The sequence below is a fragment of the Paenibacillus sp. FSL H7-0690 genome, from assembly GCF_037980415.1.
Classification (GTDB): Bacteria; Bacillota; Bacilli; order Paenibacillales; family Paenibacillaceae; genus Paenibacillus_AQ; species Paenibacillus_AQ odorifer.
This window is the reverse complement of sequence record NZ_CP150281.1, coordinates 6,813,933-6,839,833: the sequence shown is the minus strand read 5'-3', so window position 1 is coordinate 6,839,833 and position 25,901 is coordinate 6,813,933. Positions and strand designations below refer to the sequence as shown.

The 25,901-nt window shown below is 44.7% G+C and carries 21 protein-coding genes and 1 riboswitch; of the genes, 12 read left to right on the top strand and 9 right to left on the bottom strand.

All coding sequences use genetic code 11. The features are described from left to right. Positions 1-3 precede the first annotated feature (3 nt). The 4 genes from MHI32_RS30110 to MHI32_RS30095 form a co-directional block, all read right to left on the bottom strand. Positions 4-1,842, bottom strand: coding sequence for a histidine kinase (locus tag MHI32_RS30110; protein ID WP_340011655.1), 1,839 nt, complete (start codon positions 1,840-1,842; stop codon positions 4-6). 148 nt (positions 1,843-1,990) lie between these two features. Next, the gene (locus MHI32_RS30105) at positions 1,991-3,712 is read right to left on the bottom strand and encodes an extracellular solute-binding protein (protein WP_139332112.1); all 1,722 of its coding nucleotides are present in this window, start codon (positions 3,710-3,712) and stop codon (positions 1,991-1,993) included. 8 nt (positions 3,713-3,720) lie between these two features. Beyond that, positions 3,721-4,605 carry a carbohydrate ABC transporter permease gene (locus MHI32_RS30100; RefSeq protein ID WP_038573901.1) on the bottom strand — a complete coding sequence of 295 codons (885 nt, stop codon included), beginning with the start codon at positions 4,603-4,605 and terminating at the stop codon, positions 3,721-3,723. 18 nt (positions 4,606-4,623) lie between these two features. Then, positions 4,624-5,544 carry an ABC transporter permease subunit gene (locus MHI32_RS30095; RefSeq protein WP_076124267.1) on the bottom strand — a complete coding sequence of 307 codons (921 nt, stop codon included), beginning with the start codon at positions 5,542-5,544 and terminating at the stop codon, positions 4,624-4,626. A 148-nt stretch (positions 5,545-5,692) separates the two neighbouring features. Between MHI32_RS30095 and MHI32_RS30090 the strand changes: the two genes are divergently transcribed. From MHI32_RS30090 to MHI32_RS30060, 7 genes are all read left to right on the top strand, one after another. Beyond that, positions 5,693-6,436, top strand: a complete 744-nt coding sequence (locus MHI32_RS30090) for a glycoside hydrolase family 16 protein (protein ID WP_076220285.1) — start codon at positions 5,693-5,695, stop codon at positions 6,434-6,436. 120 nt (positions 6,437-6,556) lie between these two features. After that, complete coding sequence (locus tag MHI32_RS30085; RefSeq protein WP_076303515.1) at positions 6,557-7,939, top strand: SMI1/KNR4 family protein; 1,383 nt, start codon at positions 6,557-6,559, stop codon at positions 7,937-7,939. 271 nt (positions 7,940-8,210) lie between these two features. Next, complete coding sequence (locus MHI32_RS30080) at positions 8,211-9,251, top strand: alcohol dehydrogenase catalytic domain-containing protein (RefSeq protein ID WP_340011649.1); 1,041 nt, start codon at positions 8,211-8,213, stop codon at positions 9,249-9,251. A 36-nt stretch (positions 9,252-9,287) separates the two neighbouring features. Further along, positions 9,288-11,228 (top strand): alpha-amylase, encoded by a 1,941-nt coding sequence (locus MHI32_RS30075; RefSeq protein ID WP_081387063.1) that lies wholly within the window; start codon positions 9,288-9,290, stop codon positions 11,226-11,228. A gap of 15 nt (positions 11,229-11,243) precedes the next feature. Next, positions 11,244-12,380 (top strand): extracellular solute-binding protein, encoded by a 1,137-nt coding sequence (locus tag MHI32_RS30070; protein WP_076278219.1) that lies wholly within the window; start codon positions 11,244-11,246, stop codon positions 12,378-12,380. Positions 12,381-12,400: 20 nt separating this feature from the next. Beyond that, on the top strand, positions 12,401-13,060 hold the full coding sequence (locus MHI32_RS30065) for a dihydrofolate reductase family protein (RefSeq protein WP_036682374.1): 660 nt from the start codon (positions 12,401-12,403) through the stop codon (positions 13,058-13,060). Between the two features lie 75 nt (positions 13,061-13,135). Further along, the gene (locus tag MHI32_RS30060) at positions 13,136-14,500 is read left to right on the top strand and encodes an MATE family efflux transporter (RefSeq protein WP_340011647.1); all 1,365 of its coding nucleotides are present in this window, start codon (positions 13,136-13,138) and stop codon (positions 14,498-14,500) included. Positions 14,501-14,649: 149 nt separating this feature from the next. On the opposite strand, the gene MHI32_RS30055 is transcribed toward MHI32_RS30060, so the two are convergent. Beyond that, positions 14,650-14,817 carry a DUF4352 domain-containing protein gene (locus tag MHI32_RS30055; RefSeq protein WP_340011646.1) on the bottom strand — a complete coding sequence of 56 codons (168 nt, stop codon included), beginning with the start codon at positions 14,815-14,817 and terminating at the stop codon, positions 14,650-14,652. 324 nt (positions 14,818-15,141) lie between these two features. Next, positions 15,142-16,572, bottom strand: coding sequence for a PLP-dependent aminotransferase family protein (locus MHI32_RS30050; RefSeq protein ID WP_076191533.1), 1,431 nt, complete (start codon positions 16,570-16,572; stop codon positions 15,142-15,144). Positions 16,573-16,725: 153 nt separating this feature from the next. Here MHI32_RS30050 and MHI32_RS30045 point away from each other — a divergent pair, with 153 nt between their 5' ends. Continuing rightward, entirely contained in the window at positions 16,726-17,274 is a 549-nt protein-coding gene (locus tag MHI32_RS30045) for a pyridoxamine 5'-phosphate oxidase family protein (RefSeq protein ID WP_036682364.1), read from the top strand. A gap of 153 nt (positions 17,275-17,427) precedes the next feature. Here MHI32_RS30045 and MHI32_RS30040 read toward each other — a convergent pair whose 3' ends face one another. The 3 genes from MHI32_RS30040 to MHI32_RS30030 form a co-directional block, all read right to left on the bottom strand. Continuing rightward, positions 17,428-18,087, bottom strand: coding sequence for a hypothetical protein (locus tag MHI32_RS30040; protein ID WP_340011645.1), 660 nt, complete (start codon positions 18,085-18,087; stop codon positions 17,428-17,430). 135 nt (positions 18,088-18,222) lie between these two features. Then, a complete protein-coding gene (locus MHI32_RS30035; protein ID WP_076124249.1) occupies positions 18,223-18,798 on the bottom strand; it encodes a C39 family peptidase in 576 nt (191 codons plus the stop codon). A 267-nt stretch (positions 18,799-19,065) separates the two neighbouring features. After that, positions 19,066-20,541, bottom strand: coding sequence for a DHA2 family efflux MFS transporter permease subunit (locus MHI32_RS30030; RefSeq protein WP_076124247.1), 1,476 nt, complete (start codon positions 20,539-20,541; stop codon positions 19,066-19,068). Positions 20,542-20,707: 166 nt separating this feature from the next. Here MHI32_RS30030 and MHI32_RS30025 point away from each other — a divergent pair, with 166 nt between their 5' ends. The 4 genes from MHI32_RS30025 (at position 20,708) to MHI32_RS30010 (ending at position 25,869) form a co-directional block, all read left to right on the top strand. After that, positions 20,708-21,262 (top strand): TetR-like C-terminal domain-containing protein, encoded by a 555-nt coding sequence (locus MHI32_RS30025; protein ID WP_076124245.1) that lies wholly within the window; start codon positions 20,708-20,710, stop codon positions 21,260-21,262. Positions 21,263-21,330: 68 nt separating this feature from the next. Continuing rightward, positions 21,331-22,038 (top strand): DNA alkylation repair protein, encoded by a 708-nt coding sequence (locus tag MHI32_RS30020; protein ID WP_076191538.1) that lies wholly within the window; start codon positions 21,331-21,333, stop codon positions 22,036-22,038. 6 nt (positions 22,039-22,044) lie between these two features. Beyond that, on the top strand, positions 22,045-23,943 hold the full coding sequence (locus MHI32_RS30015; RefSeq protein WP_076191540.1) for an ABC transporter substrate-binding protein: 1,899 nt from the start codon (positions 22,045-22,047) through the stop codon (positions 23,941-23,943). Between the two features lie 283 nt (positions 23,944-24,226). Next, a riboswitch (glycine riboswitch) is annotated at positions 24,227-24,309 on the top strand. Between the two features lie 147 nt (positions 24,310-24,456). Next, complete coding sequence (locus tag MHI32_RS30010; RefSeq protein ID WP_076191542.1) at positions 24,457-25,869, top strand: amino acid permease; 1,413 nt, start codon at positions 24,457-24,459, stop codon at positions 25,867-25,869. Positions 25,870-25,901 lie beyond the last annotated feature (32 nt).

Below are 25,901 nucleotides of genomic sequence, written 5' to 3'. Positions count from 1 at the left end.
GCCCTACCATCCTCCAAGATTCACATTTTCCCAAGGTAAACGTATGGTTACACAAGTATAGGCGCCCTGCACACTGTCAATCCAAAGACCGCAGTCCTTACCATAATGAAGCTGTATGCGCTTATGCACGTTCTCCAAGCCCAGTCCGTTTTTGCTGGTAACAATCGGTGAATCTGAGTCGCCCCGCAGCACAGCCTGCAGACTGGACAGCATTTCCGGGTCAACACCTGCGCCATTATCTCGTATCTCAATTAACAGAAGGCTGTCATTTTCTACCGATACGGTAATTTGGATACGTACGCTGCCGCCCGAGGGCGCTGCATGATGAACGGCATTTTCGACGATGGGCTGCATGCACATTTTAGGAATTGTATAACGCAGTACCTCCTGCGGGAGATCGGCCGTCAACTCAATGCTGCCATCCTCCATAAAGTTTATGAATCGGACATAGCTGTGTATGTTGGCAAGTTCTTCGCTAAGCGCAACCGTATCGCTGCGCCATTGCATGCTGTATCGCAGTTGTGAGCCTAAAGACACCAACGCTTCCGCGATAGCCGGCTGTCGCTGAACCTCCGCGAGCATACGGATGGATTCCAGCGCGTTATATAAAAAGTGTGAATTGATCTGCGAATGCAGCGAGTGCAGCTGTGCATTTTTGGCGATCAGCTGCTTATCTACCACTTGGGTCATCAAATGTTTGATTTCGTCCAACATATTATTGTAGCTGACGGCCACCTCGTCGATTTCGTCACCGGTTTCGTTTTTATCCAGGCCGGTATCAATTTTCGCATCCAGTTGGCCTTGCCGCACCTTGCGCATAGAAGCCAGCACCCTGTCGAGCCGGCGGAAAATGCGCCGAGTGGTATGTGAAACGAGCAGTAACATCAGCAGCAATACACACAATGTGATCGCTACTACGAGCAAATACCAACTTCGTGGGCCTTTCATCAGCGCTTGATGAGAGGCAATATCCACTACATAGGCGTTCAGTGGGGCGATGTAGCGATATAACGCGTAGTAAGTATGGTCGCCTACCTTTACCTTAATGGGGCTACTCTGCTGCAGCACATCCAACCGCTGGTGAATGCTGCCTAGAATTTTATCCAATTCTTCACCGGCATTTTGAGAAAAAATATGCTCAGGATTGTATACCGATCGGGAAGAGTCGGCTCCATCCATCACTACAGAAAAGAAATCCCCCCCGCTATCCTCAAGCAAGTCACTGAAAAAGACGCTATGCTGGGCGCGGATTTCCATAATGGTAGGGAGCTTCTGCTGTTGCCCCTGAAGGCGTACCAGCCGGTAATAGGATAGCGTATGCTCTCCATCTTTAAAAGCAAATAAGCGGTATGCCGCACCGCCTTCCTCCCGAAGTGTCACCCAGTAGTCCTTCGGCCAGAACTTGTCATAATGATAGATTTCAGGCCAAATCTCAAATAGGTTTGGATTATCGACATAGAAACTGAGCTCGCTGATCATCTCGTAGCTTTGAATGATATTATGCATTTGCTCAAATTGATTTTGTCTAAATTTTACGAGACGCAGGCCATCCCCGCGCATATTGGAGTGAATAAAATCTACAAAAGCCTTTTGATTCAGCGCAGTAGAGGAAGCGTTCTCAATAATACCCATTTTGCTGCGCAGCTGTTCGTTAATTCTTGAGACATGACTGCTGCCGGTAGCCATAGCGTCCTTGTATAGCTGACTTTCCTGTGTGCGGATAAATAAAAAGGATACCACAATCGCAGGGATGGCAATCATCATGCTAAAGGCCAAAAACAATTTTTGGGAGATGCGGGAATTACGGTACAGCTTCTTCATTTTAGTCAGCAGATACTTCATTTAAGTAGCCTCCTACCCTTGTAATATACCATATATTACAAACTGCCCGGTAGGTAACTAGGCTGTTTTGTTAAATGGTTAAAAGAAGCGAAAAAGGGAATACCGGCCAACCTTTCGGTGGCCGGCAGTAATCTTTATACGGGCATTATTACTCTGCCATTTTGGATTTTCGCACATCCAGTTCAGCCTGGCGGTATTCCATCACCTTGCCAAAGTTGTAATTCTCGCGGCGGTCAAGGAAATTGTCGAAGATTTTATCAAATTCAGCCTCATTCTTGGCCGTAATTAGCTCAGGGAGTACTTCCTCCCAATTTTGCGAAATACGGGACCAGGCTACCGACACATCAGAATCGCCCTGTGGATCTAAGCCCTTATAGATACCGCTATCAATATCGGCCTGCTTATTGGCGAAGTCTTCCATTTGCTTAATGACAGGAGATTTCTCCGGTCTCCACTGGTTGACGATTACAGGGTTTCGCATCATCCAATAGGTATCCATGATGCCGTATTCTTTCTCCAGCTTCTCAATATCAGTGTCGAGTAATTTTACCATTTCAGGCTTCAGTTGCGGCTTGCCATCCACCATCTCCCATGTTTCGCCTTCCTTGCCAAGGAACAAATCTCGCTGGCCTTCTTCGCTGGCCAGATAGGTCAAAAAGCGGATGGCTCGTTCAGGGTTTTCGGTTGATTTGCTAATCATCGTCACCATCCAGCCGTCCATGTTGCCAGGGAATAACTTAGGGTTATCGCCCTTGCTGTTCTTTGGCCCATCGACTGCGATGTAGTAAGAGTCCGGGTTGCCGCTAGCAGCCAGCATAGGATTGACAGCCGACATACCGGTCCACTCGCGGACCATCATGAAATAGCGGGCGTTGTTTGTTTTTTCCTCTACCTGAGTATCGGAATCCACCAGGAAATCCACATTAATCAACCCGCGCTCGTAAGCCGTACGGAAGGTTTTAAGCCAGGCAATATAATCGGGATCGGTAATGCGGTCGTATACTTTTCCGTCTTTCTCATGCGGTACGGCCAGTAGGTTCTGCAGATATTCGGTCATCCCGTAAGGGACGTTCCCTTGTGCAAAAAAGGGACTGATGGGCTGGCCTTTATATTGGGAGTACTTATCCTTTACCAGTTGCAGTGCGTTCAGAAAGCCCTCTGGAGTGCTAAGGTCCGGGCTGCCCATCTCCTCATACAGATCTTTCCGCACCAGGAAAGTCTGGTTGGCGGCCGTCATGCCAGTTTCATGCATCAGGTTGGGGCTATATGAATCATTCGGAACGCCATAGGTATTGCCATTTTCTTGACGATACCACTTCAGTGTACCGTCCCCGGCCACCTTGAAGAAGTAAGGGTCATACTTGTCAGCTAATTCATTTAAGGCGTAGACATGATCGCCTTCCCACAGCTTTTTGACAGCGGTTTCCCACGAACCCATTGATATCAAGTCTGGCAGCTTGCCCGAGGTCATCATTAGGGTAATATGCTCATTCGCTTCACCAGAAGGTACTTCAAGCTTGATGTTTACGCCTGTTTTTTCCGTTACGTACTTGGAGGTCAAGCTGTCTCCCCAAGTGTGGGCATACCAGTTAGCACCTACGAACCAGGTCAAATCAACAGGGCTGGTATCCAGCTTCCATGCCGGATCATCGGGATTGAGCTTTGCTTCACTCTGCGGCGGCTGTGTACTATCTGTAGGCTGTGGTGTTGGCTTATTTTCACTATTCGCTGAATTGGAACACGCGGCTATGCCTAGCATCAGGCTTGCGGCCAGAACGAGGGTCAACCCCGGCTTAATGAGATTGCGTTTCATGACATAATCATCCTTTCTTTGCTGCTTCTGAATTTTTGTATACCAGTTTCTAGACACTCACACTCTTATCCCTTAATGGCGCCAATCATTACACCTTTGACCAGATAGCGTTGAATGAAAGGATAGACTATCAGAATAGGCAGTGTGGCCACCATCATGGATGCAAATTTAATAGAGTTGCCGGGAAGTCTTGCGCCGAATTGCGCCATAGCTTGCTGCTGCATGAAGGACATAGAATTCTCCGCAATGATTTTGTACAGCATGGTCTGTAGTGGCAGTAATTCCTGCGAACGGATGTAGATGACCCCCTGGTAATAATCATTCCAATGATAAACGGCTGAAAAAAGCGATATAGTCGCAATGACAGCCATGCTATTGGGCAATACGATTCTGAACAGGACACCATAGTCTGAAGCACCGTCTACTTTCGCAGATTCCTCCAGGCTGTCAGGTATGGTGCGGAAGAAGCTCATGAAAATGACCATATTAAAAAAAGTGTACATAGAGGGAATGATGAATATCCAAAAATTATCATATAATCCCAGCTTCGTCATCAGAATAAATGTAGGGATCAGCCCGCCTGAGAACAGCATCGTAACCAATGCGATTTTAAGATACAGCTTGCGTCCGATTAGATTAGACTTGCTCATTCCGTAAGCAATAATGGCGGTAAACAACACATGCGTTGCTGTCCCGATGACTGTGCGCAGAGTGGTGATGTAAAAACCGTTCATCATTGTTTTATCATTGAACACAACGCTATAGCTGGCCAGCGATAATTCCTTGGGAAACCAGTTGACGGTGCCCAGGGATGCCTGCTGCGGCGCATTAAGCGAGTTAATGAATACAAACCACATCGGGTACAGTGTTAAAAAGCAAACCGCCAGCATCAGCAGGGTGTTGCAGACCTCAAATACTCCAATTTGCCGAAATCTTTTGCGTCTTTCCATACCTCTGTCCTCTCCCTTCTAAAAAATGCTGTCGCCGGTTAGTTTTTTGGATGTGTGATTTGCCAAAAACAACAAACCTAGCGCCACAATAGAGCGGGCGAACAGGACGGCTGTTGAGAAGGAATGGCGCCCGGAGACCAACCCCATGTTGTAGATATACAAGTCTAGGCTTTCCGCCATCCTCATGTTCATATTGTTCTTCAACATAAAGATCTGCTCAAAGTTACTGCCAAGTATCCCGCTGACAGCGAGGATGAACAAAATAGCGATGGTGGGGCGTATGCTCTGAATGGTGATATGCCACATCCGTTGCCGCCGGTTTGCGCCATCCAGCTCAGCCGCTTCGTACAGCCCCGGATCAATGCCGGATATTGCCGCTATGTAGATAATGGCGCTCCAGCCGGTTTCTTTTAACGTATCGGTAAAAAAGGTGATCCACCAAAAGTACTTAGGGTCGCTGTTAAACAGGATTTCGCGTTCCTGGAGCCCGATCGCCATCATCAACTGATTGATCACACCGCCCTCGCCCAGCCAATTGAGCGCAATGCCGCCAAAAATCGTCCAGGCAATAAAGTGCGGCAGGTACGAAATGGTTTGTACCGTTCGCTTAAATCGAAGACTCCGTATTTCATTCAGCAGCAAGGCAAACAAGATAGGAATGGGAAAACCCAGGACCAGCTTGATGCTGCTCATCCCCAGAGTATTGCGAATCGAACGCCAAAAACGCTCATCCGTCAAAAAATCCTGAAAATGCTTCAGCCCGACAAACGGTGATTCTAGTAAGGGTTTGGCGATGCTGTAGTCCATAAATGCAATAATGAGCCAAAACATAGGGATATAACAAAAGATAAACATCCAGATGATTCCCGGGATAACCATGCTTTGCAATTGCCACTGCTTAAAAAGCGCTTTCATTTGTTCCGTTCTGTATTGGAACATTTTCCGTGCCCCCTTTCTATTTCATCGTATGAAAAAGCGTATAGGAAAAAAAGCCCATGATTATCGACCCTATCCCATTTTTTTAGATTTGTTTGACCAGCCGCAAAAATTAAGTATGCTGTGATTAAATGAAGGGAGTGTGCAAAGGATGAATAAACCTATATGGGAACAGAATTTCTTAGATAGAAATGCCGATTTGAAGCTATGGAATATCCGCCTTGGCAATGACTTGTTAGATAATGAGGGTAATCCCATAGACCCAGGTTGGGGCAACGGAGAGCAGCAGTATTACACGGATCATTCCAGCAATCTGTATATCGATGAATTTGGCTTAAATCTGTGCGCACGCAGTGAATCCATTGGAAAGGATGGGCGTAATTTTGCATATACCTCGGCTCGTTTGGATACAAAGGACCATTTTTCCTTTTGCTATGGGAAGTTAGTTGTGCGTGCAAAGCTGCCGGTGGGGCAAGGGGTTTGGCCTGCCATCTGGTTGCTTCCGCAGGAACAGGCTTACGGACCTTGGCCAGCTTCCGGCGAGATTGATATCATGGAAGCCAAAGGCCGCTTGCCTCAGCAAATATCCGGAACACTGCACTACGGAAAGGATTGGGAACATCAAATCGTCGAGGAGTTCTCACACCATTTTGAAAGCGGAACTATTAATGAATTTCATGATTATGCACTGGAATGGACCGCCAGTTCGATTCGATGGGTGGTAGACGGACATTGCTTTGCCGAGCGCTGCTTGGAGCCAGGGGTTATGCCCTTTAACGAGTCATTTTATCTGGTGCTGAACCTTGCAGTGGGCGGCTGGTATGACAATGTAGCGGTTGACGAGGCTGCACTGCCAGCGGTGATGACGGTTTCAGGGATATGGCTGTACCCATAATTAAGAATCTTTGTGAGGCTCTATTATCGATTTTCAATACCTACATCCCATCTGGTAGAATAGGGAAAACCATATTTCTCTATATTCTAGTAACTTGATTATAAGCTTGGGAGGTAGACCATGGACAAAGAACTAATCGCACAGCTGACACAGTGGCATGAAGATGATGAACACCAGAAGATTGTAGACACTCTGATGGAGATTCCTCCAGCGGACAGAGATTACGAGATGGTCAGCAGTCTGGCAAGAGCGTATAACAATTTGGAACGTTATGAAGAAGCCCTTGAACACTTCGCGAAGATTGCGGAACAAGGGCAGAATGATTATCTGTGGCATTTTCGTGTGGGATATTCCTACTATTATTTGAATCGATATGAGGAAGCGGTGAGAGTGCTGGGTATTGCCCATGACCTCGATCCGGATGATGAGAATACGGCCATGTTTCTGAAATTCAGCCAGCGCAAGCTACGCAAAGAACAACACGCCGCAGCCAGACAGGCAATCAGAGAGCAACATAATGATTCAGGGACGACTGCAACTCCTTTTGAAGGGATGGACCTCTCCGAATTTTGGAAAGATAGCGATTATGCGCTAAAAGAATATGTTTCGGCCCCGCCTACGGATGAGCTGATTGCTTCTGTAGAAGAAGAACTAGGTTACAAGCTTCCTGCCTCTTATATCAGTCTGATGAAGCAGCACAATGGGGGAGTGCCTTATAATACCTGTTTTCCTACGGAGGATGCGACCTCATGGGCTGAGGATCATATTGCGATTACGGGCATTATGGGCATCGGACGTGAGAAAAGCTATTCACTCTGCGGCGATCTCGGCAGTCCGTTTATGATTGAGGAGTGGGGATACCCTGACATTGGCGTGGTAATTTGCGATTGCCCTTCGGCAGGTCATGATGTCGTGATGCTGGATTACCGGAATTGCGGGAAGGACGGTGAACCCGAGGTGATTCATGTGGATCAGGAAGATAATTATGAGATTACATTTCTGGCCCCAGACTTCGAGACGTTTATACGCGGCCTGGTGAGTGATGAAGAATACGACACCTCTGAAGAAGATAAAGAGGAGGATTTGCGCAAAGTAGCCGTAGGCCAATTCTCACCATTGCTTGCGAAGCTGTGCAGCCATGTGTCTGAAGTAGATCAGCTTGAGCAGAAGATCCGTAAAGTCTGTACCCGAATCGTTGAAGAGAAGGGACACTTCTCCTTTCATGCGGATGAGCTTTCTACTCTGATGTATGATGTGCAGTTCTGGCTATACACAAGCTCTTATCCAAATACGAGCCGTCAACAATATCTGGATGTATATGAAGAAATGATTGCTTTTGGCGGCGAGTTCGGCCAAGGCGGGTATGCTCCCGGCTGGATCAGCGATTGGCTGGATGGCCGAATACGGGAAGGACTGATCGTTCAGGAAAACGGGGTGCTTAGCTTCACAGATCAAGCCCGCTCAGAGGTCATTGCACGGCTGGAAGCGGAAGCTGCAAAATAGGAGACGTTGATGCGGGATTTATTCCCGTGCGGAGCTCGATTGATCACGATAGTATTCAAGGGTCATCCCACAAGGGATGGCCCTTAAACTTGCCGTTTGAGACAGTGCACTCCGCATAATAAGCGAAAGAAAATTAAAGCGCTTACTCGTGAGTGTTTATTAAAAAATGTAATTATTAACATTTTTCGACAACATTCACCTTACTTTTACATGGTAGTTATGATATATTCTGGGCGAATATGGATAACAAAAAAGTGAAAGGGGAATGAGTATGGAAGCGTTGGTGTGGACATCCAATCATAAGCTGGAGCTCTGCGAATGGGAAGAGCCGCAGATTGCAGCACCGGATGAAGTCAAGATCCGGATTGAGATGACAGGTGTATGTGGAACAGATTTAGCAGTCATAACTGGGAAAGAGGAGGGGGTTCCAGGCGTCATTTGGGGTCATGAGGCAGTAGGGACTGTAATCCAAATCGGCAGCAACGTTGACCGTGTTAAGGTAGGCGACCGCGTAGTTATCGATCCGAATCAAAGCTGTGATGAATGCTATTTTTGCTTGAAGAAACAGCCGCACCTCTGTACGGGCATCGATGGAAATGGGATGCCTATTGCGGGTTTGAATCGAAATGGGACATTCACTTTTTTTTACTCAACTGCACAAACGTTTGCACACCGTCTTCCCGATCATATGAGCTGGGAGACGGGGGTTTTGATTGAGCCGCTTGCCTGTGTACTGCACAATTTCAAAGAAGCTAATGTCACAGCAGACGACAAGGTACTCATTCTTGGATCGGGTCCAATGGGACTGTTAAGCCAAATTGTGAGCAAGTCGAAATCTGCGCTCACGGTAGCGACTGAAGTTAATCCCTTTCGGCTAGCTTTTGCCAAAGAGATCTCAGATTTTGCTCTAACCCCTGCCCAATTAAATCAAGCTACCGTAGACAAAATCTGTGCGGGACATAAGTTTGATGTGATTATCGATACGGTGGGCACTCAACTCGAAATGGCGGAAAAGTGGATTGAACGTGGAGGCCGCATCGTTCCTTTTGGTATTAATGCGAAGTATCGCTACACCTTTTCCCCTACCAAATTCGTGCAGCATGCAATAAAAATTATAGCAGCAGGTGAATACCGCTACATGTTCGAGGAAGCTTTGCGGTTTGCCGCTGAAACTCCTGAAATGGAGAAACTAGTAACTAGAAAAGTTAAGCTCAGTCAGCATGAAGCAGCGATAGATGAGTTAATCGGCTATGAATTGAACTCTTTGAAGGTGGTTGGGAGTGAAACCGTAAAGACGGTTTTTGTTCCCTAAACGTAAGACTACAATCAATGAGAGGTGGCACTGTTGATGAGCAATGATAGCAAATTCAGATTAATTCAAGATTACTTGTCTACACAAAAGGCCAAAGAGGTAGAGCCAATTTGGATACCCGCAGTGTGGAATGAGTGCCAATATGAACGTGTTCTCTTAGAAAAAGAGGGTGAAATTTGTGTACACCCGTATGATTTTTTGACTGATCATTTGAATTATGTGGACAGGCTTTCGTGGAGATATCTGCTTAAGGAACGCATAAATCTGGACGATAGCGCGATCTATTCTTCGCTTATTCGCTATTCTACGGCTTGGGATTATAACCATGACGGAAAAATTGAATCGGGTACTTTTTTAAGATTCTTTATTCTTCTGCCTCTGCTAAAGAAAATGGGCATCAATATTCTGTACATGCTTCCAGTTAACCAGTACAGCAAGTTGAATCTGAAGGGGGATATTGGGTCCCCTTACGCAGTGCAATCGTTATTCCATTTGGACGAGAACCTGCACGATAGCCTATTGGATGATATGGAGGAGTTTACGATCCACGATGAGCTCAGCGCTTTGGTAGAGGCTTGTCATTTACTTGATATTAAGACTGTTGTTGATTTCATTCCCCGTGTGACGGCGAAAAACAGTGTGTTCATTACCGAGCATCCTGAATGGGTGTATTGGATCAAAATGGACGAATTAGAAGGCTTTGCGCCGCCCGCGATTCCCCAGCTTGGATTTTTTGAGGAGTGTACGCCGGACAAATTGGAGACGGTCTACCGCAGCCAGGAGACAGCAGTATTTCTGCGGAAGTTCACGCCACCGCCCAATGAACTCCATCCAATCCTTTGGCAGCACTTAAAGGAGAAAGCTGCTAAAACTGGAGATGAGCTATTAACTTTGGTGGAGCAAGAGATGGGGATAACGACTGCTCCAGCGCATTCGGATTGGATAAATGATGTGCAGCCGATTTGGACAGACATTACGTTCTTACGCCTCTACAAGGATTTCTCTCCGCAAGTGAGACATCTTATAAGTCCGGATCAGGCGCCATATGTCCTTTTTGATACGATTAAATGTAATGACTACCCGGGAGAGCAGCCGAATCTGGAGCTGTGGGATGTTCTGGAGGAGGCAGTACGGGTTAATCTCGAAAAATATGGGATTGACGGCTTCCGCATCGACATCGGACACGTGCTTCCTATTCCGTTGTTGACTCGTATTTTTGACACGATTAAAGAGATGAATCCAAATGCGATCTTAATCAGCGAAGATTTGTTCAATCGCAACCACAAGAAGGCAGCAAACACCGGCTATAACATTATGCTTGGCAGTGGATGGAACGTCATGACACAAATTACTAAAGACAATCTCGTTTCATTCTTAGAAGAGCTGCCTGAGTTGAATATTCATGTGTTTGCCTGTGCAGAAACAGCAGATACTCCTCGGATCACCAGCCGTGGCGGTGTTGAGGTTGCTCGGATGATTGCGGTATTTAATCAATTTCTTCCGAACGCAATTCCATACGTGACGACGGGGTATGAAATGAATGAGGAGCAGCCGCTCAACTGTGGTCTTGGAGACAACACGAACGGAGAGGAGATTTCCCGAGCTTTTTTTAACGTCATGCAAATTAATTGGACCAATCCTACACCGATGCTGCCGCTGTTGGCGGAGCTAAGTGAACTCAAGAGAGATTGGCGCCACCTAGTGAAGCCGGAAAACTTTTTTGTGGCTCAATCCCCGGAAGGTATTGTTCTGTATGGGTATATGCATGGAGATGAAACGCTGCTGTGCTGCTTTAACTTGAGTGCTGCTGCTTTCTGCCAAGTTGATTTGAAGGTTGCCGTACCTGGACGATGCCCAATGACGGTAACACTGGATAGTTCCTTAACGGGTAGCAGCGTAGGTCAGGCGTTCGATTGCTTGCTGCTTGCGCCTAATCAGGCTTTAGTGCTCGTAAACAGTCATAGACAATTTAGGTAAGGGAGAGAGGCTGCAATGGAAAAGAACAATAAGGAAGTCGTGGTATGGCATGAGTTTGATGGTCCGGGAGATACCTCGATTGAGGTGCTGGAGGGAATTTGTAAGCTGTATACTGAGCGCTTTGGGGTACAAATTACGCCACAAGTCATGAATATTACGGAGCTGACTGCGCGCCTGAACCAAATTAAGGACACCCAGCAAGGTCCACATCTGGCGATGGTTCCTGCCGACATGTCCTCCTATGTTGAGAACGGTCTTTACTCCGAAGTGCCGGGCGGGCTATTTGGCGATACGCTGACTGAGGGTGCTCTTTCAACGATGCAAATGAATGGTGTTCAGTATGGTATCCCGGTATTGCGGGGCAATCATCTGGTTGTGTATTACAACCCGTCGATTTACCCTAGTGCGCCGACGACATGGGACGTGTTCGAAGAGGCAGCAGAAAGGTTATCCGCCCAAGGTATCGTACCGATTGGAGCAGACTTACAGCAAGGCTATTGGTTTATTCCGTTCCTTACAGCTTTCGGCGGCTGGCCTGTACAGAATGGAAAGCCGAATATCGTCACCTCTGAAATGAAGCAGGCACTTCAGTTTATTAGCGACAAGATGGATCAAGGCGTGCTCGTTAGTCTCGACGGCTCGACAGGACTGCTTGAGCAGTTCATTGACGGTAAGATCGGCGCCATTATTTGTGGCGAGTGGATTTATAACCATCTAGATAAGCATATGAACAATAGGCTTGCGGTTTGCCAGCTTCCGAGCATCGAAGGGCGGCAATCGTTATCCATGTCTTCTTCTATTGGCCTGATCTACCCTAATCATTCATTAACGTCCGAGGAGCGGGAAGATATTTTATCATTCACGCGCTTTATGCTGAGTGACGAATGCCAAACGATGTGGACGCTGGGTGTACAGCGGATTCCGGCTCATGAAGAGGTACTGAACCGTCTAGCTGCCTCTGCTGCGCCTAACAAAAAGATGATTTTATCGCTTCTAGATCACTCACGGCCGATGCCGACTTATCCCTTCATGATCCATGTATGGGAGGCGTTAAATGCGGGTCTTATCGAGCTGCCCTTGAGCAATCCTGAACAAGCATTGAACAAAATAGAACAGACTATTCAAGCCTCTTGGGGCGCATTTAAAAGCTAATAAGAGATGGGGAGAGCCAAATGAAAACAACGATATTCAGCCAAATTTCTATTGATGGAAAGCTCACTATGGGCGCTGGTAATTCGAGTAAAGAGCTTTTTTCTTTGTTTTCCAGTGAGGATATGGAATTTATTCATCTATTCCGGGGGAAGGTGCAGGGAATTATGGTCGGCAAAAATACAATTTTGACGGACAATCCCTTCCTTACTAATCGGTATGAGGAAAATAAAAATCCAATTCGTATCATTCCGACAACTACCTTGGATATTCCGCTAGATTGCAATGTACTCTCGGACCAAGGGAAGACGATTATTGTCACGACCGAGAAAGGACGGGATGAAGAAAAAATCAAACAGATCCGGCAAAGAGGGAAGGAGTGCCTTATCTGCGGCGAGGATAAAGTAGATTTTGTAGAGCTTGAACGTCAGTTGGAGGAGAACTATGGGATTACCAGTCTGATGGTCGAAGGCGGTGGATTCTTAAACTGGCATATTTTCAATCAGGATATCGTCGATGAGATTATACTAATGCAGCTTCCAATCATCATAGGCGGCTCCACAAACATTACTTTAGTGGATGGAGACGGGTATCAGCAATTGAACTTTGCGAAAAAGTTCAAGGTTGTAGAGATTCAACCAAAAGATAACTACACGCTCATGCGCTACAAAAAGGTGATCTAACCTCACACTAAGTCATAGACTGCGAATGGCTATAAGTTCTGGAAAAATCGAGAATATGGGGGTTGTGAACGATACATGTCAGAGAAAGAAGATTTCTACAAAAGTGTGTATAAAATCGCTGTGCCCGTTACGCTTCAAAGCTTGCTGATGGCATTGCTTAATTTGACGGATCAATTGATGGTTGGGCAGCTGGGAGATGTGGCAATTGCCTCGGTGGGGATGTCGACCAAAATATACGGGATCATCGCGGTTGTCTTGGCCGGTTTATCGACGGGTGTATCCATATATGCAGCCCAGTTTTGGGGAAATAAAGATTCCAAAAGCGTCTCTCAAGTACTGGGTCTCGGACTGATCACCGGCTTTGCGTTCTCATTCCTGTTCTCTGCGGCTGTCTTCATCGATTCGCCGCTCTTTCTGAGCCTGTTCACTACAGACGTGAATGTAATAGATGAGGGTTATATTTTTCTCCAGATAATGTCGATCGGTTTTGTACCTGTCATGCTCACGATGATGTATTCCGCGATTTTACGCAGTACTGGCCATGCCAAATGGCCGATGTATGTAAGTCTAATTGCAGTTGGATTGAATATTATACTGAATTACGTACTTATTTACGGTCATTTCGGTGCTCCTGCGCTTGGTCTGAAGGGCGCTGCCATTGCTACTCTTATCTCTAGGGTCTTCGAATGCTTGTTGATCATTGGTGCCGTGTACCGGTATCGTTTACCGGGAGCTGTCGGGTTAAAGAACTTATTCATCGTTCCTAAACCGCTCATTCGCAAGTTTTTTGGAACGACCTATCCGCTGCTACTGACTGAATTGATTTGGGTATTGGGTGAAACGGCATATGCGGTCATTTATAGCCGTATGGGGACGATGGAAATGACTGCAATGACCATTACCTTCCCACTTCAGGGTCTTTGCATCGGTTTATTATCGGGTCTGGCTAGTGCAGCAGGGGTAATGGTTGGCAACCGTTTGGGTGCGAATGAATCTGATATCGCACTCGATCATGCGAAAAGGTTCATTCGCCTAGGCATCATTATCTCTCTGATTGTCGGGGTTATCATTGCGGCAGGCTCGAAGCTGTATGTCTCTGCGTTCAATATCTCCGAGGATGCTAAGCAAATGAGCATGTATATCGTTATCGTGTTTGCTGGATTTCTTTGGGTCAAAGTATCCAATATGATTATAGCCGGCGGTATTCTAAACAGCGGAGGAGACAGCAAGTTCGTATTCGGCATGGAGTCTACCGCAACGTGGCTGATAGGTGTCCCATCCGGGCTGTTGCTGTCATACATTTGGAAGCAACCTGTCTACCTTGTGTATCTCGTCATCTCGCTGGAGGAGGTTGTCCGCTTTGGTTTCGGCTACGCCCGGATTTACTCCCGTAAGTGGATGAGAAATTTAGTTCGCGATCTGGCTGAAAAAGCTATGTAATGTACGACCTGATTGGGTCGATGTGGAGTATTAACCCCCCCTAAATTGGAGATCTCTTCACTTAACAATGCAAAAGGTACTGCCTCAAGGTAGTGCCTTTTTCATTGATTTTTAAATATCCAGTTGGGTGGTTTACGATCCATATAGTATTATTTCAATTCAATCTGTCCTTGTTCGGTTCCCCAGAACCCAGTTTGGACATTCAAAAGAAAGCCAGTCATATCTTCTGGGATTTCAAATACTACATTGCCTGTTTGAGCCAATCCAGGATTGATTTCTTCATATAAAAAATAGTCTCCGGAAGTAGTAATCAACATGCCTTTTAGTAGTTTCTTGGTAAGTTTTTAATAGTATTAGAGTGCAGTGTTTGAATATTTCTCGGGAGCCGTAGATGAGAGAAAAATAGGCCGCACTCCATGAAAAGAGCGGCCTATTTCTTTTTACATTTACTTAGGTTGCTTACGTCTTCTGAGATAGGCCCAGATCACAAATACCGCTGCTAGAGCAATAATGGCGCTAATGGTGATAGACCTTGTTAGGTGATTATTATCGTCCGGGTAATACACGGAAGCAAGGGTTTCATAAATCTAAAATAGTCTATGGACTGTTCAACAAATTTTGTGAGTGCTGCGGAGATGATTTTATAGGATCAGCTCCGCAAGACGATGAATACCCTGCTCAATCGCTGCCTCATTTACTTTTGCAAACCCTAATACCCATCCTTTTCTTTTGCTATCCAAACAATAGGGCCCAAGAGGGTACACACGTATTCCATGTTGTAGGGCTAACTTTGTCACAGCTTCCTCGTCGAATGTTTCCTCAGCTTCTAATAACATATGTAATCCAGTTTCTACTCCACTGAGCGTGAAGCGCTCCCCTAAACCGCTAGCCATAATAGCTTTTGCCATGACCTCGTGTCTTCGCCGGTACACATTTCTGACTCTTCGCATATGGCGCATAAAATGACCATTTTTAATGAAGTGGGTTAGTGTTAGCTGATCCATAATCGGAAGATGACGGTAAGTCAGCTCCTGCACCTTTGCTAGCTGAGCAATTGCCTCGACTGATCCAATAATAGCCGAAATACGAATGCCTGGTGCAATCATTTTAGAGAAACTCATGAGATACAAAGTATTATTAGATGCCTGACTAAACAGCGTTGGCAGCGGCTCCCCGCGATATCGAAATTCACTATCATAATCGTCTTCAATGATCCAAAATCGTTCTTGAACGGCCTTATGCAGCAATTGTTGCCGGCGGGGCTCCGACATAACGACCCCTACTGCGCACTGGTGGGAAGGGGTGGCAAAGACCAGTTTGGATTGCGGGTGAATATGCTCAACCACTAGACCATACTCATCAACAGGAACGGGTACCACATTCATACGGCGGTATTTCATTGCCATCCAAGCAGCTGGGAAACCTGGATCTTCTACTGAGACAGTGTCCTCATCAGCTAAAAGTGACTGTGCGATTAAGTCAATACTATGCTGAGCTCCTGAGGTCAACAGAATCTGATTGGTTTGGACATGTATGCCCCGTTCAAGTGATAAATAACGCTGTATTTGCTCACGTAATGGTGTGTACCCGTAGCAGTTACCGTAAGCCCAGCTTGATAAATCCATTTCAGCGGATGCCTGGAGCAGCGATTGCCGCCAGTTTTTTTGGAATTGTTCGTCCAAATAGGGTTCATGGGGACTGAAATCAATATCCACTTCTAGCGGCTCTTTACCTCTGAACCAGTCATGTAATTGATCAACAGCTGAGTCTAGCAAGGAGAGTGAAGGAGGTGTGGGGCCCTCTGTTTCTATTTCCTTCGTTGATATAGCGACTTGCTTCCATGTACTAACTCGCGTCCCTCCCCGGCGGGAGGTAACTGTATAACCCCGACTTAACAATTCCTCATAGACGATCTGTATAGTTGAGCGGGAGACACCTACGATGTGCGCAAGTTCGCGGGTAGGAATCAGTAGTTCTCCTGGTGCCCAGACTCCGCTAGTAATATTATGGATCGCTTGATCAAGCAATTGCTGCCAGATCGGTCTCTTATCATTACGAATTACTTTCATCATCGTACATACCTCCAAATAGAAACTCCAATCATAAAAAGCTGATTATGGATTGCTCTAAACAGCGAATTATGGATATTTTAATGCAATCCATTCATTGATATACTACCGTAACAACGCTGGTATCCGCAATTTAAATAAAAGGAGAGATTCGATATGAATTCGGTTCGTTACAAGACCAGGGAATGCCTAGATCAAGAGAAGATTGAAAGGTTCCTTCACCAAACGAGATTAGGTTATCTGGGGTTGGTTGATGGGAACCTCCCTTATGTTGTGCCACTTAATTATGTATGGACTGAAGGGAAACTGTATATTCATGGGGCTGGAGATGGAAGACGTAATCAGGTCATGCGTGATAATCCGGAGGTATGTTTTACGGTATGTGAGGAATACGGAACTATTACAGATCCGGTACCAGCCAAAACGGATACAGCTTATATGAGCGTAATGATTTTTGGACAAGCAGAACCGATTTCAGATTTGGATGAAGCCACACACGTACTTCAGGAATTGATCAATAAATACGTACCGGGTTATTATAATCGCCCCTTGTCCAAGCAGCATGTGGAAAAGTATAGATCGGCTGTATTTGGCGGTCCGGTTCAAGTTTATCGGGTAATTCCGTATCATATCACGGCAAAAGAAAGTCCTATTGAAGCAGAAAAAATGTATAAAAGGGGCATGGGTACTGGACGAGATGTTTAGCCGCAAGATACCATTACAAATGGTGTTATGCTAACGAGGTCTTTGGCAGCCTTTATGTCCTAATCATATGGGGAGAGGGAGGCTTTTTAGAGGTACTATCTATCAAAGTAGGCCGCAATCCAATGAAGGAGGGCGGCCTACTTATTTTTACATTTATTTAGGTTGTTTACGTCTTCTGAGATAGGCCCAGAACACAAATACCGCTACTAGAGCAATAATGGCGCTAATGGTGATAGACCTTGTTAGATGATTATTATCGTCCGCATAATATGCGGAAGCAATGGTTCCCGACCCATCCTGCTCGTCATCGGAAGAATCGTTCTGCATCGTTTGTAACACATCAATTAAATGCCCGGGTGCTTGAGGCTCCGAAATATTGCTTAGTCCTTTTGTTTCTGCTGATGAGGCTTGTTGTGGGGCGATGATTAGTTCCTGATTGTCTTTCTTGAAGGCAGCTATATATTCGTCCCGCTCACGGATAAGTGTAGGCTCACTCACTTCACCCTCAGCTTCTAGTGAATGAATAGCATAGGCCAAAGTATTAGGATTTCCTCCAAACTTAGTAACTTGATAGGACCCGTTTGAATCCTTTTGAATGATCATTTTAGATTTGGGTATTCCGCCCGATAAAATAAGAAACTCCCAGTTGTCTTGGGGTGTGACCGTTTCAATCAGACTATTGGAAGCCGCCCTAAGCTTAGCGCCATCAATAAAATGAATCTGCATTCCTTGACCTACGGTAATTTCACTAATCTCTGCTTCATTGTTGTAACCATACCCTTCAGGATCTTTAGATAGCCCTTCTTTAATCAATGTTAATCCTTCTGTATTTGCAAAAGAAACAACATCTTCAGTTACGGTCTGAGCCCATACAGGTGAGAAAAAAGTCAGAAATAAAACGAATGAAGTTACAGTTAACAGCAGCGTTTTCTTAATGGGAAGCCCTCCTTAAATATATTTGTTGAAGCCATGAAGTCCCCATCTCCAGGTTCTATCGTAGCTGGAGCCACCTTTAACGTTGGTGTATAACATGGAGGTTTTTGTGCCCCCACTCGGGTTCATGTGTTGAATCCAATCATTTCCACTATATGTGTCGTACCCATAGATAACTACTGCGTGCCCGCCACCGGTAGCACTATTCCATTTCCAGCTTACATATATAGGACTGCCAACATTATCAATCTGGTTTTTTACATCGCTGTAAGATAGTGCTCCTGTATGATTCCAACTGGAGACACCATAATCATGAATGCCTTCTTGAACAGTTCCATAAGATTCACTCTCGTCTGTTGTACAGCCGGAGGTTCCCTTCACATGATCATAAAAAGAACATTGGCTTACAGAGATTCCGTAATATTGAAGTATGGTAACGCTAGTCGCAGCCCAGCACCAATTATTCTTAGCTTGTGTAGCTGTAGGGTAGCCAATTAAATTAGTCGCATATGCTTGGGAAACAAAAGAAAAAAGAAAGACTGAAACAAAGGTTCCAACAAGCATCAATCTCTTTTTTAAAGATAATTTCATGAATGGAATCAGATCCTTATTATGGATTAATATTCCTTTTAATAACACTATTAAAATACCGTATATTAACTTATGTGTAAAGTTTACATATTTTTTCGTTTTTATAATACAGTCTACACATTTGATATGGAGAGGGGGATACTGATATGGATAAGGAAATATTGATGCTCGTAGGAATACGTGCTCCAATGATCCAAAGCAAGCCATTCATAACAAAAGCCACTCCGCTAAGGAATGGCTTTTCTTCATTTACTCTGCAATTACTAGTTACAACTGAGGTTCTTCCTTGCTAACTAGGTTTGCTTTCTTTTCAATCATGAGCTTGTTTTTCGTGGGCATAAATAAGGTTATAACAAATGCGGCAATGGATAAAATCATCATGAAGTAGTAGGCGTCACTTGCCCCAAGAATTGATGTAAGGGATTTAAGAATGTCAGGAGTAGTGGAGGGATTGTTCAGCATCACTGTAGTTGCATGACTTGTTGCCTGCACTGTATAAATTGTAATTACGACAGCAGTACCAATGGCCCCGGCAATTTGGCGAACGGTATTGTTCACAGCTGTACCATGAGTGCCAAGTTGTTTGGGCAACGCATTTAGTCCGGCTGTATTGAGTGGCATAGTAATGAAGCTTAATCCAATTCGCAGGCCAATGGTACGAATCATTAGATACGTATACGTAGTTGATTCAGATAAATCTGTTACCGCCCACATAGATGGAATAATAAACAATAGACCAATGATGAACAGCGGCTTCGCACCGAAACGGTCGTATAGTTTACCGGTGACGGGTGACATGAACGCATTTACGAGTGCGCCCGGCAACAATAGTAGTCCTGCATCAAATGCTGTAAACCCGCGGCCATTCTGCAGATAAATAGGCAATAAGATCATATCTGCGTACATCATCATCGTGATTAATACGTTAATAAGAGACGTCATCGTAAACACTTTATTTTTGAAGACCGACAGGTTTAGCAGCGGATCATCCGATTTGATTTGTCGAAGACAGAATACGGCTGTTACCACGACCCCAATCCCTAAGGTCAGGATCACGATTACATCATCCCAGCCTTTACTGCCTGCACTACTGAAGCCGTATAAAATTAAGCCAAATCCGACGGTTGATAAAAGAACACTTATGACATCAAGCTTCGACTTAGACGTCTCAGATACATTCACTAAATACTTGAGTGCCAACGCTATAACAATGAGGACAAGTGGAATAAGCCCGATAAATAACCAGCGCCAAGAGTGGTATTCGACAACAAATCCCGCCAGCGTTGGCCCAATAGCAGGAGCGAATATCATCGCCAGTCCAAGCAGTCCCATAGCGCTGCCACGTTTTTCAACGGGGAAGATCGCCAGCACAACACTCATCATGAGCGGCATTATAATGCCAGCACCGGCAGCTTGGATCATTCGTCCGATTAAGAGTAGACTAAAGCTCGGCGCTGCTGCACAAATTATAGAACCGATTAATAAAAATGACATGGCACTTATAAATAATTGCCGTGTTGTAAAACGTTTCATTAAATAGGCCGTAATCGGAATCAAAATCCCGTTGATCAGCATAAATCCTGTTGAAATCCATTGTACGGTTGTTGCCGTGACATCAAATACATCCATCAGACTACTTAAGGCGACATTTAAAAGCGTCTGATTGAGTGTGGATAAGAAACAACCAAAGATTAAGATGGTTAGTAAGATCCCTTTATTTATTTTCTTAATGTCTTCTTGCATGTTGCAGTCCTCTCTTCATTGCTTTTTCGACATAGTGTCAATAAAATAAATCATATCAGGATTTAAATAGTATTCCTATTTGCAATTTTATTGAAAATGTCGACTAATCGACAGAATAGGCAAATTAGTTGATGAAAGGCCATTTAAACGATAATAGAGGGATGAAATGACTGAACATAAAAGAGTTGACCCACGAGCTATTCGCTCAAAAAAGATGCTTAAGAACGCCGTTTTTTCATTATTGGCCGACAATGTGGAGATTTCGCAATTGACCGTCCAAAAAATCGCCAACCGCGCGGAACTAAATCGTGCAACGTTTTATTTGCATTATGAGGATATTAACGATTTATTGCGCCAGATCGTACATGAAATCTTCGATGACCTGTCCATGAAGGTTGAACCGCTATTACAAATGAAGAGCAACAACGAACAGGAGCAGCTGGTCACCTTTTTAAATTATTTTTTTGAATACCGGAAAGTTTTTGCTGTATTGATTGAGCATAAAGGCTTCAAAAAACACTTGACCAACCTGTTAAAAAGTACTGTCGAAAAACGAAGAAACGCGAGGAACATTGACCTTACTAAGGAGGTAGTCTCCGTTGATATTATTGCAGCCTCACTACTGGGGATTATTATGTGGTGGATTAAGGATGGCAACCAATATAGCGCTGAATACATAGCGGGGCAAATTACCTTGATGTATAAAAGAAGGTATTTATAAGAGCTTTTATGATATATTCAAGTAAAGTTTGAGTCCCTAGCCAATAATCTAAAAAGGAAGTGCGAACAATGGATTTAGAAACGGTCATGCAAGAGCTTGAAGCTCTCGGCAAGGAACGCACCAAGAAAATATATCTATCCAATGGCGCGCACGAACCGCTTTTTGGTGTGGCCACAGGCCAGATGAAGCCTATCTTCAGAAAAATAAAACATAATCAACCCTTGGCCGAGCAGCTTTATGCTACGGGAAATTACGACGCTATGTATTTTGCCGGGGTGATCGCGGAGCCTAAAGCAATGACCGAGTCGGATTTTGAGCGGTGGATTGATGGCGCTTATTTCTATATGCTATCGGACTTTGTGGTGGCAGTAACGTTGGCGGAGACGGATATTGCGCAAGAGGTTTCTGATAAATGGATTGCCAGTGAGATAGAGCTGAAAATGTCGGCGGGCTGGAACTGTTACTGCTGGCTGCTCGGAAATCGCCCGGACAGTGAATTTTCCGCAGAAAAATTGGCCGCTATGTTGGAGCTTGCTAAAAATACGATTCATGATGCTCCTGAGCGAACGAAATACGCAATGAACAATTTCATCTACACTGTGGGCGTATCCTATCTGCCGCTTCATGATAAAGCGGTTGAGATTGCAAAGGAAGTTGGCCCGGTGGAAGTCCATACCGGTAGTGCAAAAAGCAAGATTTTGAATGCTTCAATTAATATTCAAAAGGCAGTTGATAAATCGCAGCTCGGCTTCAAACGAAAACATGTAAGGTGTTAGTCAATCATGGACATCAATGACCTTATTGCTGTATGGAATCACGCGAATTGCAAAGTAGTTGATATTCGTCGGATGACCCTTAGACCTGGCGAATCTATACCTTCCTATTACGTCCCCTCAAGGCTGTTTCTTATGTCGATTCACGGTAATGCTACAGTTAACCTGGGAAGCCAAGTTCACCGTTTACAGCGCTTTACAGTGCTTCATGTAGGCAAAGGAACTGTGCTCAACATTGACGCAGGCAGCGAGGGGCTGGATTACTATAGCATTTATTATAAAGTGAGTATGCCTCCCTCACTACCCTTAGAGATTGCTACGCTATACGAGGGCGCTAAATCCTTTGATCATTCGTACAGCATGACGCCTGACAATTCTGTAGCGCTGTATCGCATAGTGAGCGAGATGTTTAAGGAGTGGGAGAAGCCGCAGCCGCTTGCGCGGTTGCATGTTCGCACTTTACTCCATCAGTTTGTGTATGAGCTATTTCATCAAATGTCGGTGCAAGGGGTTAATACGACTAAGCGTGATCTGGCCGCCCGGATTGCCGACATTATCCATGAACATTATACGGATAACATTACGCTGGAATCATTATCGGAAATCCTGAACTATAGCGTAACCCATTTATCTTCCTACTTCAAAATCCGTACTGGACTTAGCCCGATTGATTACTTAATTAAGGTGCGCATCGAAAAAGCGGTGGCACTTCTGCTGGAAACAGATGCTACGCTGAAGGAAATTGCAGTGGGCGTCGGTTATCAAGACCCTAGTTATTTGGGCAGGCTGTTCAAAAAGTATAAGGGTGTTTCCCCGATTAGCTATAGAGAATTGCATTCCAGAAAGAACAAACTAGAAGATAGTCCTGCCACAAACATAGAATCCTCCATTGTTGCCCTTGAATCATTTGACTATACTGATTATATTGATAACGATTATCAGTATCATTTTGATCAAGAGGGAGATTCATTCATGTTTAAACATTCAAGGCCTACGCTGGCATCGGTATTGCTGTTAAGCTTCATTTTGGTACTGAGCGCATGTGGTACAAACGGTGCTACGGAGAATGCTGCCTCACAGCAGCCGAAGACCAAAATCGTTAAAACGGTTAACGGTGAGGTGGAGATCCCCCTTCATCCCAAAAGAATTGTTGCAGGTGAATATCTCGGCAGCTTAATTGCGCTTGGCATTACACCTATCGGAACCTCCGAACATCATATTAAAAATCCATATTTTCAGGAGTATTTGAAAGACGTTGAGAATATAGGGGACGGAAATGGAAATGTAGAGAAAATTCTGTCGCTTAATCCCGATTTGATTATTATGGATGATTTCTATCCTGAGCTAAATGAGCAGATGTCAAAAATCGCACCTACGGTCGTTATTCCATACGCTTCCTTAAAAACGGTACATGAGGAAGTGGGTTATTTCGGTGAGCTGCTTAGTGAAGAAGATAAGGCCAAAACCTGGCTTGCAGACTATGACAGCCGTATGGCCAATGCCAAGGAGAGCGTATTGAAGGTTGTGCCTGCAGATAGCACATTTTCCATTATTGAATGGTCTGAAAACAGCTTGATGGCCGTCGGAACAGACTTCGGCAAAGGTGGACAACCAATCTATAATGGATTGGGATTTAAGCCTCCTGCGGATATCGCCGCCGAAATGGCCGATCCGGGCTGGGCTTCATTCTCTGCTGAGGTCTTACCAAAGTATGCCGGTGACTATATTATTCTTACCTCCGACTCGAAAAAGCTGGATGAACTTAAAGCCGACCCGATCTGGGGCGCACTGCCAGCAGTCAAAAATGATCACGTATTTCTTTGGACAAGCGATCGCTCCGGCTACTGGGACCCAATAGCTATTCTGAGTCAGACAGAAGAGTTGGCGGCTTGGCTGACAAGCCACTAATAGAGTGTGTTTCAAAACATAAAGGGGCTGTCTCAGGAGTAGAATTCTACAATGAGATAGCCCTTTTTTCATATTAACCATCAGCCAATCTTGATCTGTTGGTTGCGATGTTTCCGAAGCAATGCGTGATATTCGCGTATTTCGCAGTTGAAATAAAGCGGTAATTAATGTTATTGACAAAATATTTGACAATGATTAGTATTGAAAAATATTAAAAATGAAGTTAGCGGCATAACAATTAAATAATTCGCAAGCTATGATTGCTATGGATCACACTATAGCAGGAGCAGCTTCTGGAGAGACCGTGGGGGATTCCCCCGGCGCCGAAGGGTTCACAATCTCAGGCAAAAGGACAGAAGAGTACTAGATAATTCATTTGTTATTCTGATCATCGTCAGAATAAAGGAATGTATTTTATTTATTATTCTTAGACCTAAGAGATTGGAGCGTATCCAATCTCTTTTTTGTTATCATTTTTACTTGTACATTTTTTCACATAAGGGGGAGTTTGAAATGGCAGCACAAGAATTAAAGAGAGATTTAGAGAATCGGCATGTTCAGCTCATTGCGATTGGTGGAACCATCGGTACCGGATTATTTTTAGGATCAGGTAAAGCTATACAGCTGGCAGGACCATCGATCATTTTTGCTTATTTAATCGTGGGTATCGCTATTTTTTTTGTGATGAGGGCATTAGGAGAACTTCTGTTGTCTAAAGCAGGTTATCAATCTTTTACAGACATTGCCGAAGACTATCTTGGACCGCGGGCGGCGTTTGTAACCGGATGGACCTATTGGTTTTGTTGGATCATGACGGCTATGGCCGATATTATAGCTGTTGGGGTCTATGTACAATATTGGTTTGATATCCCGCAATGGATACCCGCAGTCATTTGTTTAATTATTTTATTAGGACTCAATTTATTAACGGTAAAAAGCTTTGGCGAATTGGAATTTTGGTTTGCTTTAATTAAGGTAATCACTATTCTCGCATTGATTGCTATCGGGGTAGTCTTACTGGTGATTGGATTCAAAACAACTACCGGAACCGTTGCGCTCAGTAATATTTGGGCACATGGGGGAGTATTTCCAAACGGCATTTCAGGGTTCCTACTTTCATTTCAAATGGTTGTGTTTGCTTTTGTGGGTGTGGAATTGGTTGGCGTATCGGCAGCAGAGACCTCCAATCCAGAAAAAACTATCCCATCGGCGATTAATAAAATACCTTTACGAATTCTATTTTTCTACGTGGGTGCTATTATTGCCTTATTATGCATCAATGCTTGGACAGAACTAAACCCGGCAGAAAGTCCTTTTGTTAAAACATTTAGTTTAGTGGGGATTCCGATTGCCGCGGGGGTTATTAACTTCGTTGTATTAACTTCAGCTGCGTCCGCTTGTAATAGCGGGATGTTCTCAACAAGCCGGATTCTATACAATCTAAGCAGAAATGACCAGGCTCCAGCCAACTTTGCAAAGCTTAATAAAAATCATGTACCAAGTAATGCTTTATTCATATCCACGCTTGTCTTATCTGTAGGCGCTTTGTTGAGTAAGCTGATTCCGGAGACGGCTTTTGGCATCGTGACAACAATTAGTGCCATTTGTTTCATCTGGGTTTGGGGCGTCGTTCTAATTTGCCATTTGCGATATAAAAAGACGAAGCCGGAATTGCAGGCCAAATCAAAATTCAAAGCACCGTTTACACCCTTTGTGAATTATGTTGTTCTAGCTTTGTTTGCAATCATACTCATAATTATGCTATTTGCTGATGAAACTCGTCCGGCCTTATTGTTGACGCCTTTATGGTTTATATTATTATTTGTTTTGTATTCGATAAATAGAAGAAAGAGGGAAAGAATAACGCCTGATCCAAGAGCACGTCTCGAAGGTATTCGGACTAACACGGAGATCCGGCATGATTAGTCGATGAGGGTGCTTGCTGATATTACAGTTGG

Bases quoted from the DNA above. Each gene is read 5' to 3' on its own strand.
- MHI32_RS30110 (WP_340011655.1), bottom strand. From the start codon at position 1,842: ATGAAGTATCTGCTGACTAAAATGAAGAAGCTGTACCGTAATTCCCGC.
- MHI32_RS30100 (WP_038573901.1), bottom strand. From the start codon at position 4,605: ATGGAAAGACGCAAAAGATTTCGGCAAATTGGAGTATTTGAGGTCTGC.
- MHI32_RS30095 (WP_076124267.1), bottom strand. From the start codon at position 5,544: ATGTTCCAATACAGAACGGAACAAATGAAAGCGCTTTTTAAGCAGTGG.
- MHI32_RS30090 (WP_076220285.1), top strand. From the start codon at position 5,693: ATGAATAAACCTATATGGGAACAGAATTTCTTAGATAGAAATGCCGAT.
- MHI32_RS30085 (WP_076303515.1), top strand. From the start codon at position 6,557: ATGGACAAAGAACTAATCGCACAGCTGACACAGTGGCATGAAGATGAT.
- MHI32_RS30080 (WP_340011649.1), top strand. From the start codon at position 8,211: ATGGAAGCGTTGGTGTGGACATCCAATCATAAGCTGGAGCTCTGCGAA.
- MHI32_RS30075 (WP_081387063.1), top strand. From the start codon at position 9,288: ATGAGCAATGATAGCAAATTCAGATTAATTCAAGATTACTTGTCTACA.
- MHI32_RS30070 (WP_076278219.1), top strand. From the start codon at position 11,244: ATGGAAAAGAACAATAAGGAAGTCGTGGTATGGCATGAGTTTGATGGT.
- MHI32_RS30065 (WP_036682374.1), top strand. From the start codon at position 12,401: ATGAAAACAACGATATTCAGCCAAATTTCTATTGATGGAAAGCTCACT.
- MHI32_RS30060 (WP_340011647.1), top strand. From the start codon at position 13,136: ATGTCAGAGAAAGAAGATTTCTACAAAAGTGTGTATAAAATCGCTGTG.
- MHI32_RS30055 (WP_340011646.1), bottom strand. From the start codon at position 14,817: ATGTTGATTACTACTTCCGGAGACTATTTTTTATATGAAGAAATCAAT.
- MHI32_RS30050 (WP_076191533.1), bottom strand. From the start codon at position 16,572: ATGATGAAAGTAATTCGTAATGATAAGAGACCGATCTGGCAGCAATTG.
- MHI32_RS30045 (WP_036682364.1), top strand. From the start codon at position 16,726: ATGAATTCGGTTCGTTACAAGACCAGGGAATGCCTAGATCAAGAGAAG.
- MHI32_RS30035 (WP_076124249.1), bottom strand. From the start codon at position 18,798: ATGAAATTATCTTTAAAAAAGAGATTGATGCTTGTTGGAACCTTTGTT.
- MHI32_RS30030 (WP_076124247.1), bottom strand. From the start codon at position 20,541: ATGCAAGAAGACATTAAGAAAATAAATAAAGGGATCTTACTAACCATC.
- MHI32_RS30025 (WP_076124245.1), top strand. From the start codon at position 20,708: ATGACTGAACATAAAAGAGTTGACCCACGAGCTATTCGCTCAAAAAAG.
- MHI32_RS30020 (WP_076191538.1), top strand. From the start codon at position 21,331: ATGGATTTAGAAACGGTCATGCAAGAGCTTGAAGCTCTCGGCAAGGAA.
- MHI32_RS30015 (WP_076191540.1), top strand. From the start codon at position 22,045: ATGGACATCAATGACCTTATTGCTGTATGGAATCACGCGAATTGCAAA.
- MHI32_RS30010 (WP_076191542.1), top strand. From the start codon at position 24,457: ATGGCAGCACAAGAATTAAAGAGAGATTTAGAGAATCGGCATGTTCAG.